Consider the following 12,044-nt stretch of genomic DNA (forward strand, 5'->3'; position numbering starts at 1 on the left):
ATCGGGGCTGCGGGCCCCCGGACGGACGGAGGGCGCGCCGTCCGTCCGGGGGCGGGGCGGGGCGGCTCAGGCCGTCCCGTGCGCGGGCGACTTCCGGGCCGCGGCCGGGATCGGCTTGTCCTCGCGCAGCGCCTGCCACAGCTGCTGGTCCTGCGGCTCCGCCGGGACGACCCGGTTGGGGTCGATGCGGTCGTAGGCGACCGGGAGCATCAGGGTGTCCGTGGCGCTGCTGCCCAGACCCCGCATGCTCTGGGCGAAGGAGGCCAGCGAGGTGAGCGAGCCGAGACCGGAGTCGGTGGTGAGCGACTTGGTCGAGGCGTCGGCGATCCGGTAGAGCCGCACCGGGTCGTTGAGGGTGTTCTGCCGCTGGAGCTGCGAGACCAGGGCCAGCACGAACTGCTGCTGCAGGCCGATCCGCCCGAGGTCGCTGCCGTCGCCGACGCCGTGCCGGGTGCGGACGAAGGCCAGCGCCGTCGTCCCGTCCAGGGTGTGGGTGCCGGCGGCGAGCTTCAGCCCGCTGTACGAGTCGTCGATCGGGCGGTCGACGGTGATGTCGACCCCGCCCATCGCGTCCACCAGGTCCTTGAACCCGGCGAAGTCGACCTCGACGTAGTGGTTCATCCGCAGGCCGGTCATGGTCTCCACGGTCTTCACCACGCAGGTCGGGCCGCCCGCGGTGTAGATCGAGTTGAACATGACGCGCTCGGCCTGGTGCAGCTGCTTGCCCTTCGCGGTGGTGCAGGCCGGGCGGGTGACCAGGGTGTCGCGGGGGATGCTGACCACAGTGGCCCGGGCCCGGCCCTGCGGGATGTGGACCACCATCGCGGTGTCGGAACGGGCCGTGCCCCCGACGTTCCCGCCGGCCAGGTCGCCGTTGACGCCGGACCGGGAGTCGGAGCCGAGGACCAGGATGTCCTGGGCGCCGGTGGGGAGCGGTGCGGGGCGGTCCTCGCCGAGTGCCTGGTTGATGTCGACCGTGTCGATGTTCGCCTGGAGGTGATGGTAGGCGAACAGGGCGATCCCCCCACCGGCAAGGGCTGTGACGAGAAGGCCCGCACAACCGGCCAGGAATATCTTCCGGCGTCGACTGCGGGGCTTCTTCTCTTGACGAACCATCAGTCGGATCCTCTCGTGCCCACCCGTGGAGCGGTCTGGGCACCTGTGAACAACATGCCTGCCACCATTGCCTGCCGGACCGGCGCGAATGTCTGATTTGCCCACGTCTCGGCGGGAAATTCGACCCGATCTGCCGGTCGGGCGTGGCTATGTTCTCATGCATTGTTCAACTACCGGTCACATGGGATTTCCGGCGCAATCAACCGGGCCTGGATAAGGGTGTGCGCGGGCTGCCGGGACCGTCCGCGCGACACGGGCCGTGGGCCGCCGCCCGGGGGAGGACGGCGGCCCACGGCCGTGTCGTGCGGCGGGACAGATCGGCGGTCGGGCCCGTGCGGTCAGGGGTCCGGTGGCGAGCCGGTGGTGGGCCGGTCAGGCGCAGGCGGCGCCGTTGACCGTGAACTGGGTGGGCGCGGTGTTGCCACCGGAGTAGGCGGCCTGGAAGCCGAAGCTCGCCGAGGCGCCGGGCGCCAGCGTCCCGTTCCAGCCGGCGTCCCTGGCGGTGACCGCGGCCCCGGTCTGGGTGACCGTGGCGTTCCACGCGTTGCCGATCCGCTGGTCGCCGGCGAAGGCCCAGGCGAGCGTCCAGCCCGTGACCGGGCCCGGCCCGGTGTTCTTCACGGTGACCGTCGCGGTGAAGCCGTTGGCCCAGGAGCTGTCCACCCGGTAGCCGACCGAGCAGGAGGCGGCCGGCGGGGTGTCGTCGTCGGCCTCGGTGGCCGTGAACGAGGTGCCGTCCACGCCCGTCCCCGTCACGGCGAAGGAGGCCGTCCCGGCCGTGGTGTCCGCGTCCTGTGCGGCGGCGACCGTCACCTGCTGCGCGGTGGACCAGTTCGCGGGCGTGAAGACCAGCGTCGACCCGCCGGCCACCGTGAGGTCCGTGTCGCCCGAGGCCCGGGCGACGGTGACCGTGACGTTCTGGGCGGGCTGCGCCGACAGGTGGACCGCGACCGTGGCGGAGGAGCCCTCGGGCACCGTCACGGCGGCCGGGGCGACGACGGCCTTCGGGGTGACCGGCTGCGTGCCGGCCGGGCGGTCGGCGGCGAAGGCGGCCAGCCAGGCGAGCGGCGCGTTCCAGTTGATCGCCACCTCGTTGGTGGAGTACGAGCCGATGTCGTCGACATAGCACTTGGCCGGCGCGCATCCGGTCAACTGGGCTGCGGCCACCGGGTCCTGGAGACCGGAGTTGGGACCGCCGGCGATCGATCCGGCCGGCGGGTGCGGCAGGGAGGCGTCGTTCTCGTGCGCCCAGAAGCGGTGGTGCTCGTTCTCCGAGGCGTGCTCGCCGTATCCGGTGACGTACGACTGGTTGAGCGCGTTGCGGCCGAGCAGGTAGTCGAGGGACTCCAGCGCGCCGGCCCGGTAGCGCTGCTGGCCGGTGAGCTCGTAGGCGACGGCGATCACCATCGCATTGTCGGCCACCGAGCTGTTGGAGCCCCAGACGTAGCCGTCGGCCGGGATCGGGACGGCGTAGCCCTGGCCGGACATGGTGGCCAGGTACCCGTCGGCGGCGGTGGTCAGCGAGGCGCGGATCCGGGCCAGGTCGTCGGCGGCCAGGCCGACGCCGGGGACGGTGGCCAGGGTGATCCGGCCCAGCGTCGCGGTGTCGCCCCAGTAGAAGCCCCCGGCGGCCCCGGCATGGTACGGGGAGGAGGTCACCGCGTCCCGGTACTGGGACTCCCCGGTGGTCGCGTACAGCTCGGCGGCCGCCCAGTAGAACTCGTCGCCCACCTGGGTGTCGTCGTAGGCGCCGCCGCCGGTGCTGTCGGTGGCCGGGGCGAGCACGTTCGGGTTGGCCTTCGCGGCCGTCCAGGCGCGGCGTGCCGAGTCCAGGCAGCGGGCCGCGAAGGCGGAGTCGTACGGGGCGTAGACCCGGGCGCACTGGGCGGCGGTGGCGGCCAGGTTGAGGGTGGCCGCGGTGGAGGGCTTGTGCAGCTCGCGCTGCTGGCTGTCCTGGTCGGGGCGGGTGGGCAGCCCCGTCCACTGGGCGTCGTGCACCTTGTGGAAGGCCATGCCGGCCATCGGCTTGCCGTCCGGGACCTGCATCCGCATCAGGAAGTCCAGCTCCCAACGGGCCTCGTCCAGCACGTCGGGCGTACCGTTGCCGCGCTCGGGCACCCGCAGGGTGGAGTCGCCCTGGCCCGCGTCGGTGCCGGCCCGGTGGGCGCGCTCGAAGGAGTTGACCAGTTCCCAGGTGGCGATGCCGCCGTTGACCACGTACTTGCCCTGGTCGCCCGCGTCGTACCAGCCGCCGCGTACGTCCAGGCTGTAGTCGCAGACGCCCGCCTGGCAGGGCACGCTGGTGTCGCCCTTGTTGGGGGCCACGCCGAGGTGCCCGGCCGGGCGGGCGTACGCGCTGCCGGCGAGCGCCGCGTCGATCGCGATGCCGCTGCGCTGCTGGTAGAAGAAGGACATGCTGTCGGCGCGCAGGCCGTCGTAGAGCGCGGCGGAGATGTCGAACGGGTAGCTGGCCTGCCCGTCGACGACCAGGGTGAAGCCCGTCCCGGTGCCGGTGTACGCGGAGAAGTCGACCAGGTGGGTGGCGTCCCCGGAGGCGGCGTCCGCACCGTGCACGGTGGTCGTGCCCGAGGCCACGGTGGCGCCGGCGGCGTTGCGCAGCTGCCAGGCGAGCGGAGCGGTGGCGGAGCTGACGACGGTGGCGCGCTTGGGGCCGTCCGGCAGGTAGCCGAGCTGGTTGACGCGGACGGGTGTGCCGGAGCCGGTGGCGGCCGCGGTGGTGGTGCCGGCGGCGAGGGCGCCGGTCGGGAAGGCGGCGAGCCCGGCGGCGGCCAGCGCGAGGCCGGCGAGCACCGCGGCAGTTCTGCGGGCCGGGCGGCGGGCCGGACGGGGGGACGGGATGACGCGAGGCATCGGGTGGAGGTCCTTCGGGTCGTGGGGGCAGGGTCGGCAGTGTGCCGACCCCAGGTGCTTGGGAGCGCTCCCAGCAAGTGAATCCGGATCGACCGGGACACGTCAAGATGCGTGCAGGGGCCCGCGCTCCGGTCGCCGGGACGTCCGGAGGTGCGGCGTGCGCCGGCCGTCCGGCCGCCGCGGTCGGGGCCGGCCGATGTCGGATCAGGCGGCGGAGCGGTGCGCCATCGCGGCGGCGACATCGGGGCAGGTCGGGATCAGCGTCGCCAGGCAGGTGGCGCGGTACGAGGCGGCGGCCCGGCCCCGGAGTCCGGCCACGACCACCGATGCGCCCTGGCGGCGGGCCGAACGGTGGGCGGTGACCAGGGCGTTCATCCCGCAGGAGTTCCAGTGCTCCAGTCCGGAGAGGTCGACCACGACGGTGGAGGGGTGCCGGCCGAGCTCGGTCAGCAGTGCCTCGCGCAGTGCGGGAGCGGTGGACCTGTCCAGCGTGCCGTGGTAGCCGAGGACCACCCGGCCCTCGTTGCGGGACACCGTGATGGCGCGATCGGACGGGTCGCACGGGGTGTCCAGGAGGACGCGGCCGTAGCCATTGGCGTACATGGGCTGCTCCAGGTTCCGGGTGCCCGCCGGGCCGTGGGGTGGCGGGGGCTGCACGAGAGCGTGGGAGCGCTCCCGCAGATCCATGGTGGCGGGTGGGCCTCCGATGATGTCAAGCGGTGTGCCGGGGATTGTTACCGGCGCGCGTGGGCCGCAAGGATCGCACGGCGCGCGAAAGCGCAGTTCGGCGGCCGATTCGGAGCGATCCGGCGGCCTCGCGAAGGCGCCGCCGGATCGGCCGCCCAAGCCGCACGGTCGAACGGGGTGGTGGGGTTGACCGGGGAACTTCGGGAGCGCTCCCAAGGCAGACCGCGGGGAGACCCAGGGATACGCCCGCCCACGGCCGACTGTCGGGCCGACCGTCAGGCCGTCCGCCAACGCACGTCCGCGAGTTCGATCCGCGCCGTGCCCTCGGTGTAGAGCATGAACGGCACGTCCACGTGCTGGAGGTCCGACCCGATCCGGCCGAGCTCCGCCACCGGCACCGCGACGGTGGCCCATCGGCCGGCCGGCAGCGCCCGCAGCCGCTCGGTGAGGTCCAGCCCGGGCTGCGCCGGGTAGTCGTCGTGGCAGGCGAGCTGGAAGGCCGCCGTCGGCGCCTCCAGCACCCGGACGTCGAACTCCACCACGCCGCTTTCGGCGTACCCGCGCAGGTCGGCCGGCCGGCCCTCGGGCTGCTGCGCGTAGACGAACGCCGGGTAGCCCTTGAACCGCAGGTCCAGGGCCGGCCCGCCGGGCCGTCCGGCGCGCGCCATCGGCACGGCCCGCACCACCAGTACGTCGGTCACCCCGTCGAACGCGATGTGCGGCCGCGACCAGGTGTTGTGCCCGCCGATCCGCCACACGAACGGACTGTCCGGGGTGCCGAGGACTTCGACCGGTCCGGCGGCCGGGGGACGGGCGTGTCGTCCTGCCAGGTGTCCTCCGGCAGCGGGTCGTCCGCGGTGGGCGGGTCGGCCAGCCGCAGCCCGTGGCCGTACGGGAACAGCGGCTCGTGCTCGCCCTCGGGTGCCTGCTCCTCCGGTGGCACCCGGTAGCCGGGGATGTGCGGGGGATCCGGTTCGCGGCGTGCGAGCGGGCCGTGCGCGGCCACGAGAAGCCCAGCCGGCCCCGGAAGTCGTGCGCGGGCCCGCCCTCGGGTGCTGCGAACAGCAGGTCGGTCACCCCGCCGCCCTCGGTGCCCGGCAGCCAGGCCGCCACGAACGCGTCCGAGAGGTTGATCTCCTCCGTGGTGTACAGCGGCCGCCCCGTCAGGAAGACCGTCACCACCCTGCTGCCGGCCGCCCGCAGCCGCCGCAGGGTCTCCAGGTCCCGGGCGTACGAGCGCTTGAGGCCGGCGTAGGCCAGGGTGCCCCACGGCTTGATGGTGCCCCGCATCTCCGCGTACGCGTCCTCGCCGATCACCACGACCGCCACGTCGTGGGCGGCCGGGTCGGCGCTCTCCAGGAACGGATCCACCGTGCAGTGCGCGTCACCGACCGTCTCCCGCACGGCATCGGCGACGGTCTGCGCACCCGGCAGGTCGTCCCGGGTGACGTCGTTGCCCTGCCAGGTGAGCGTCCAGCCGCCGGTCTGCTTCCGGATGTCGTCGGCGCCGCTGCCCGTCACCAGCACCCGGGAGGTGCGCGGCAGCGGCAGTGTCCCCGGACGGTGCTTCAGCAGCACCAGCGACTTGCGCACCGCCTCCCGGGCGAGTGCGCGGTGCTCGGGGCAGCCGAGCACCGCCGGGTCCGCGGCCCGATCGGCGGGGCGCGGGGCCTCCCACAGGCCGAAGCGCATCTTCACCCGCAGCACCCGGCGCACCGCGTCGTCGATCCGGTCCGGGGCGATCCGCCCGGTGCGGAGGTGCTCCAGCGTGGTGCGGTGCACGGACTGCCAGGCCTCGCGGCCGGCGACCATCAGCACGTCGATGCCGGCCGCGATCGCGTACCCGGCGTCGCCCACCGTGCAGCCCGCCACCTCGGCGTGCGCGTCCCAGTCGCTGATCACGATGCCGTCGAAGCCGATCCGGCCCTTGAGGACGTCCGTGACCAGGTGGCGGCTGCCGTGCAGTTTGTGGTTGTAGGCCTCGCCCCAGTCGGGGGAGTGGTCGTAGTTGGCCGGGTCCTCCCAACTGCTGAAGGAGACCATCACCGACTGCGCGCCGGCGGCGATACCGGACAGGAAGCCCGCCGCGTGGATGTTGCGCACCAGGTCCTCGGGGCAACGCGCGGTCCCCCGGTCGCCGCCCTGCGCGGTGCCGCCGTCCGCGACCCAGTGCTTGATGCAGGCGGTCACGCCGGTGTCCAGGGCGGCGCCCTGCACGCCGCGCACCATCGCCGCGGCGTAGCCGTGCACCACCTCCGGGTCCTCCGCGTACCCCTCGTAGTAGCGGCCCCAGCGGCGGTCGCGCGGCGTGGTGACGGTCGGGGCGAACGTCCAGTCCATGCCGGTGGCGGCGATCTCCCGGGCGGTCGCCGCGCCGATCCGCTCCAGCAGCCGGGGTCGCGCGCGGCACCCAGCCCGATGTTGTGCGGGAAGACGGTCGCGCCGAACACGTTGTTGTGGCCGTGCACCGCGTCGGTCGCCCACATGAACGGGATCCGGAAGCCTCGCCCCCGGTAGGCGCTCTCGGCCGCCTCCCAGAACCGGTCGACGGTCTTCACCCAGTCGCCGGGGGTGGCCCGGCGGTCCCCGCCCGGCCAGATCCCGGCTCCGTTGAGCGCCGAGCCGATCCGGTACTCCCGGACGTCCTCCGGGGTGAGTTCGGCCAGCTCCGGCTGGATCATCTGGCCGACCTTCTCCTCCGGCGTCATCCGCCGGAGGATCTCCTCCACGCGTTGCTCGATCTGCTCGTCCGGTGCCACCGCCGAGCGGACAGCGGGCCAGTCGGGGTGGTGGACGAGCGGGGGCTGTGCCGACATCTCTGCTCCAGGGGCGTGACGGGGTAGGGGACGGCCCGGCGGCCGGCGGGCGCCCGGCCGGCCGGGCGGGGGGAGCGTGGGGCCGGTCAGGAGTCCGCGACCCAGAACTCCTCGACCGTGCGCCCGTTGACCCGGGCCAGGAACTCGGGCGGGACGACCGCGCGCTGCTGTCCGGGCGCGTACAGCGTCACCTGGGTGCGGTGCTCGGCGAGGGCGGCGCGTTTGACGGCGAGCTGCGGGGCGATGTCCCGGGCGACCCGCCGCTCCGGCCGCCGCTCGCCCGCCGCCGGCTCACTGCGGTTGACGAAGGCGAACTCCCGCTCCGTCCGCTCGTCCCACACCACGTACCGGAACACCTTTGGGGTCAGGCCGAGTTCGGTCAGGCACTCGACGGCGATCTCCCCGGTGAGCCGGTGGTCGGCGTTCAACTCCCGGACCTCGTGCGGCAGGTAGACCTCGGTGACGTCCCGGTGCTCGGCCAGCAGCTTGCGGACGGCGTCCCGGAAGTCCGCCACCGAGGCGGCCAGCGCGGTGTCGGTGAAGCCCAGCAGCCGGACGTCCTCGGCGGCCACGCCCAGCACCCCGACCGCGGCACGGGCCTCGCCGGCCCGGACGACCGTGAGCTCCTCGGGGGTCGGGTCCGCGTGGATGCCGAGGACGGCCGCGTGCGAGCGCGAGCCGTCGGTGGCGAACACCACGCCGACCCGGTGCCCGGTCGCGGTCAGCCGGGCGATGGTGCCGCCGCACGCGATCGTCTCGTCGTCCGGGTGCGGCGCGAACACCAGCACCCTCCCGGCGTCCGGCCGGGGCGCGGTCAGGTGGGCCGCGCACGACGGCAGCTCCCGCTCCCGGATCAGGTCGTTGATCAGGAAGAAGTGGTTGTCCGGCACCAGCCTGGTGATCGGCGTGTCGAACTTCTCGGCGAAGTAGCGGTAGTTGGCGGCCGCCGACCGCATGTTGTCGGCGTAGCTCTTCGGGTGCGGCACATGGATCGCCGCCGCGTCCCGGTCGAGCACGAACCGGTCGCCCGCCCGGTGCAGCCGGTAGGCCAGGTCGACGTCCTCGGCGCCCCAGGCCCGGTACGCCTCGTCGAACCCGCCCACGGCGCGCAGCCGTTCCGTCCGCGCCGACACGTTGCAGGTCCAGTACACCAGCCACGGCGCGGGCTGGTCGGCGAAGTCGTCGCCGTACTTGGCGTAGAACTCCTCCCGGATGTCGAGCCAGCGGCCCTCGGCGCGCAGCCCGGCCATGGTGGCGTCCGGGTCCGCGTAGTCGATGGCCCGCTCGATCTGCGCGCCGTCCTCGTTGTCCTCGTTGAAGCAGTACACGTAGCCGCAGACGGCGACAGGTGCCTCGGCGGCGCGGTGGCTCGCCAGGTGCGCGGCGACCGCGCCGGAGTGCAGCAACACCCCCGAGTCCACGAAGACGGTGACCTCGCCCGCGGCGTGCGCCAGCCCGAGGTTGCGGGCGGCCGCCACCCGGTAGCCGCGGTCCTCCTGGTAGAGGTAGCGCAGCCGCAGCCGGTCGGCGAACGCGGCGGCCACGTCGGCCGAGCCGTCCGTCGAACCGTCGTCGACGACCAGCACCTCGAAGGCGTCAGCCGGCAGGCTCTGCCGCGTCAGCGACTCCAGGGTGAGCCGCAGCAGCCGTTGCCGGTTGTACGTCGGCACGACCACGCTGACCTGCGGAACGCTGGTGACCAAGACCCCTCCCGAGGGCGAGTAGCAGGGCCGCCGCCGCCGACAGCAGCGCGCAGGCCCAGAAGACGTCGGTGAACCCCGCCCACTGCGTGACCGTCCCCGCGGTGGCACCGCCGAGCAGGATCCCCGCCTTGAACGAGCTGGAGTACAGCGCGGACGCGGCGCCGACCCGGTCGGCCATCGCGTCCTGGAGGATCGTCACCGGGATGCTCAGGACGATCGACGTCCACACGGCGTTGGGCAGTTGGAGCAGCACGAGGAGCCAGGCGCTGTGCACGTTCGGCAGTGCGGCGAAGAACAGCACCGCGCAGCAGGCCCCGACCAGCACGAGCCGCCACTTGCCGAACCGCTCGGCCCGCGAGCCGAGGTACATCATCACCGGGATCTCCAGTGCGGAGGCGACGCCGAGCAGCACGCCGGTGAACCCGGCCGCGAAGTGCAGGTCCTTGGTGACGAACAGGGCGATGTCGATCTGGTAGATGCTGTTCACCGCGAGCAGCAGCACCACGGCCGTCATCAGCAGCGCGGATCGGCGGCCGATGCCCCGGTACGGGCTGCCGGCGGCCGCGCCGCCCTGCTCCACCCGGAGGTTCGGCAGCCGCCACAGGCAGAGCGCGCCCGCCGCCAGGTACAGCGCCGACGCCGTCAGGAACAGCGTGCCGAAGCCACGGACGTCGATCAGCAGGAAGCCGAGCGGCGGCCCGACGATCCACGCGAGCGAGGTCACCGACCGCAGCGCCGAGTTGAAGAACGTCGCGTCCATCGCCCGGTTGTCCGCGAACTCCCGCGTGTAGGCGAAGAGCTGCGAGAAGCAGGCGCTGCCGATGCCGAAGAACACCGCGGCGGCGGCGAAGAGCAGGTAGTAGTCCCGGAATGCCGAGTAGCAGAGCGCGCCCACCGCCGACAGCAGCGAGCAGAGCGCGAGCAGCGAACGGCGGTTGCCGATCCGGTCCGACATCGCGCCGACCACCAGGTCGGACGCGATCTCCATCACCGCCCGGCCGGCGAAGAACAGGCCGATCATCAGCGGGGTGGCGCCGACCTTGTCGGAAAGGAACAGGCTGACCGACGTCGTCACCATCGCCCCGGCGACGCCGATCATCCCGGTCGCGCCCACCAGCCCGCCGAGCGCACCGTCGCCCAGCAGCCCGCGCAGGCCGACGGCGGCCCGCCCCGCCCGCCCGCCGCTCACCGCGCCACCTCGGCCGTGCCGAGGCCGACCGTGCCGAGGCCGACCGTGCCCACGCCGACCGGGTCGGCCGCGGCCGCGGTGCCGGCGGGGCGGGCCGCCACCGGGGCGTGGCCTCGCTGCCGGTAGGGCAGCCACGGCGCGATCGCCCGTCCGGCCGGCACCTGCCGCGCCCGCCGGGCGTCGCCGGTCGACACCGACCCGGCCGCGACCAGCCCCGCCAGGACGGGTTCACCCAGCCCCGCCAGCAGGCGCAACCGCAGCTCCGCCAGGTCGAACAGGCCGTCCTGCACCGCCGCGTCCTGCGCCGGGCCGCCGGGGCGCAGGCCGGCCGGCCCCACCTGGGCGGAGACCGTCCGCCAGAACCCGGCGAAGTCCACCGCGGGGTCGGCCACCGTGCCGGACAGCAGGCCGATCCGGACGGTCTCCAACCAGCAGTCGTAGTACCGGCGGTCGCCGAGCCGCCCCATGTGCTCGGCGCACCAGCGGGCCCGCTCCGCCGGTTCGGGCAGGGCGACGGTGCCCTCGAAGACCCGCAGCGCCCATCCGGCGATCGCCTCGAAGTACGGGCAGGCGGTGCCGAAGGCCTCGGTGTCGACCGGGGTGTTGACGATCGCGAGGGTCGGGTCGGCCAGCGGGAAGAAGTGCTCGTACAACTCCTCCCGGACGAGCCCGGGCAGGAACGAGTAATCCGGCAGGCCGTAGCCGAGGCAGAGCACCACGGTGTCGTAGCGGGCCCGCAGGCCGTCCGCGAACACCACCGAGCCCTGTGGCTCGAACCGTTCGAACGCGGGCCGCACCCGGACGTCGCCACGGTGCACCGCGGGCACGATCCGGTCGTTGACGTGCACGGCGCCGTGGAATCCGGTGGTCGGCAGCAGCCCGCTCTCCCGGTACATCGCGAAGTAGCGCGGCTCCAACTCCTCCAGCCGCGCCAGGAAGTCGCGGTAGGGGAGCTCCTCCATCGCGACCCGCCCGATGTAGGAGAACAGCGCGTCGTTGTAGGCGCCGCCGACCGTCCGTGGCAGGAACAGCGCGCGGTGGCGCACCGACCACTCCACCGTCGCCCCGCCCGCGGCGAGTTCGGCCGCGATGTCGGCACCGCTGACCCCGCCGCCCACCACCAGTACCCGGCGGCCGGCGAAGGGCTCCGGGCTGCGGTAGTCCTTCGCCGTGATCACCTGCACCCCGGCGGCCGTCGGCGGCAGGTGTTCGGGCATGCGGGGCTCCCACAGTTCGCCGCTGGCGACCATCACCGCGTCGAACGCCTCGGTCGCTTGCCCGGCGCCGGACCTGGCAGTGACCTGCCAGCGGCCGTCCCGCTTCACCACCGAGCGCACCTCGGCGCCGAAGCGGGTGACCGGCAGCACACCGAACTCGCCCGCGTAGGACCGCAGGTACCCGTGCACCTCGGCCAGCGTCGGGAAGTCGGCGGCGAACGCCGGCGGGTGGTCGGAGTAGGGGAAGCTCATCCGCGAACTCTGCATCCGGACACTGGCGTAGGCCCCGGCCGAGGCCGGGTTCCAGATGCCGCCCACGTCGGCGGTCCGCTCGTACACCACCGCCTGGTGGCCCCGTTCCAGGGCCTGCTTGGCGCAGGTCAGTCCGGCCGGACCGGCGCCGATCACCGCGATCCGCATGTCCACCCCTCTCGTCGGGCGTCGT

General features: G+C 73.7%; 8 protein-coding genes and 2 pseudogenes. All 10 read right to left on the reverse strand.

Translation table 11 applies throughout. From position 1 onward, the window contains the following. Positions 1 to 66 precede the first annotated feature (66 nt). The gene (locus ABEB13_RS37470) at positions 67 to 1,116 is read right to left on the reverse strand and encodes an LCP family protein (RefSeq protein WP_345709085.1); all 1,050 of its coding nucleotides are present in this window, start codon (positions 1,114 to 1,116) and stop codon (positions 67 to 69) included. Between the two features lie 372 nt (positions 1,117 to 1,488). Further along, on the reverse strand, positions 1,489 to 3,987 hold the full coding sequence (locus tag ABEB13_RS37475) for a glycoside hydrolase family 9 protein (RefSeq protein WP_345709086.1): 2,499 nt from the start codon (positions 3,985 to 3,987) through the stop codon (positions 1,489 to 1,491). Between the two features lie 204 nt (positions 3,988 to 4,191). Next, complete coding sequence (locus ABEB13_RS37480; RefSeq protein ID WP_345709087.1) at positions 4,192 to 4,590, reverse strand: STAS domain-containing protein; 399 nt, start codon at positions 4,588 to 4,590, stop codon at positions 4,192 to 4,194. 359 nt (positions 4,591 to 4,949) lie between these two features. Further along, a complete protein-coding gene (locus ABEB13_RS37485) occupies positions 4,950 to 5,432 on the reverse strand; it encodes a putative glycoside hydrolase (RefSeq protein WP_345709088.1) in 483 nt (160 codons plus the stop codon). After that, positions 5,372 to 5,680: a hypothetical protein gene (locus ABEB13_RS37490; RefSeq protein WP_345709089.1), complete on the reverse strand. Its 309-nt coding sequence runs from the start codon at positions 5,678 to 5,680 to the stop codon at positions 5,372 to 5,374. Before ABEB13_RS37490 ends, ABEB13_RS37485 begins: the two co-directional genes overlap by 61 nt. Before the next feature lie 35 nt (positions 5,681 to 5,715). After that, positions 5,716 to 7,014 (reverse strand): annotated as a pseudogene (locus ABEB13_RS40980) (glycoside hydrolase family 3 protein); the annotation flags it as partial. Between the two features lie 65 nt (positions 7,015 to 7,079). Beyond that, positions 7,080 to 7,490: pseudogene (locus ABEB13_RS37495) on the reverse strand (glycoside hydrolase family 3 N-terminal domain-containing protein); the annotation flags it as partial. An 86-nt stretch (positions 7,491 to 7,576) separates the two neighbouring features. Next, positions 7,577 to 9,193, reverse strand: coding sequence for a glycosyltransferase (locus ABEB13_RS37500; protein WP_345709091.1), 1,617 nt, complete (start codon positions 9,191 to 9,193; stop codon positions 7,577 to 7,579). Beyond that, a complete protein-coding gene (locus ABEB13_RS37505; protein WP_345709092.1) occupies positions 9,087 to 10,382 on the reverse strand; it encodes a sugar efflux transporter in 1,296 nt (431 codons plus the stop codon). The genes ABEB13_RS37500 and ABEB13_RS37505 overlap by 107 nt, the downstream gene beginning before the upstream one ends. Continuing rightward, the gene (locus ABEB13_RS37510) at positions 10,379 to 12,019 is read right to left on the reverse strand and encodes an NAD(P)-binding domain-containing protein (protein WP_345709093.1); all 1,641 of its coding nucleotides are present in this window, start codon (positions 12,017 to 12,019) and stop codon (positions 10,379 to 10,381) included. The genes ABEB13_RS37505 and ABEB13_RS37510 overlap by 4 nt, the downstream gene beginning before the upstream one ends. Positions 12,020 to 12,044 lie beyond the last annotated feature (25 nt).

This window comes from Kitasatospora paranensis (assembly GCF_039544005.1).
In the GTDB taxonomy this organism is placed as follows: Bacteria; Actinomycetota; Actinomycetes; order Streptomycetales; family Streptomycetaceae; genus Kitasatospora; species Kitasatospora paranensis.

Bases quoted from the DNA above. Each gene is read 5' to 3' on its own strand.
- ABEB13_RS37470 (WP_345709085.1), bottom strand. From the start codon at position 1,116: ATGGTTCGTCAAGAGAAGAAGCCCCGCAGTCGACGCCGGAAGATATTC.
- ABEB13_RS37475 (WP_345709086.1), bottom strand. From the start codon at position 3,987: ATGCCTCGCGTCATCCCGTCCCCCCGTCCGGCCCGCCGCCCGGCCCGC.
- ABEB13_RS37480 (WP_345709087.1), bottom strand. From the start codon at position 4,590: ATGTACGCCAATGGCTACGGCCGCGTCCTCCTGGACACCCCGTGCGAC.
- ABEB13_RS37510 (WP_345709093.1), bottom strand. From the start codon at position 12,019: ATGCGGATCGCGGTGATCGGCGCCGGTCCGGCCGGACTGACCTGCGCC.